General features: G+C 46.0%; 1 protein-coding gene. It reads right to left on the minus strand.

Annotated features, from left to right (window positions below; genetic code table 11):
* Positions 1-412: hypothetical protein (locus tag H3S94_RS11755; protein WP_198241179.1), on the minus strand; the 412-nt coding region annotated here is incomplete at its 3' end.
* Positions 413-457: the final 45 nt, after the last annotated feature.

The following is a 457-nucleotide window of genomic DNA, read 5'->3' on the forward strand; positions in this document are numbered from 1 at the left end:
TTTCAAAATTATAGATGCCTGCCATGCTTCCGCGAAATTCATTCAGGTTTAGCGTATTGCCGGTAAAAACATCATTCGATGAAGCTGCCATGTCATAGCCGCCATACACCGAACCGGAAATTCTGACGCTTTCTCCCATCAACGTCACAATGTTTTTCGTTGCCGAACTACCAGTAGATACGCCACTGAAAACATCTCCGGTAATTGTCGCATCCTCGATAGCAACTCTATTTGCTATCGCCCCACCATTTTGGCTTTGACCGCCTATGACGTTTTGTGCACTACTTTTGGCCGATACTATCACCTTGTTTTCTGTTGCATCACCAAGTGAAGAAAACCCGCCTGTTACGCTTTTTTCGGCAATACCACCCCTCAACGCGACGGTGTTATTGATTGCATTGGTTGACGCCATTCCGCCATATATTACACCATTAACCGTCGCATCGGTAATAACCGC

The organism is Bartonella sp. B10834G3, assembly GCF_016102505.1.
GTDB classification, from domain to species: Bacteria; Pseudomonadota; Alphaproteobacteria; order Rhizobiales; family Rhizobiaceae; genus Bartonella; species Bartonella choladocola.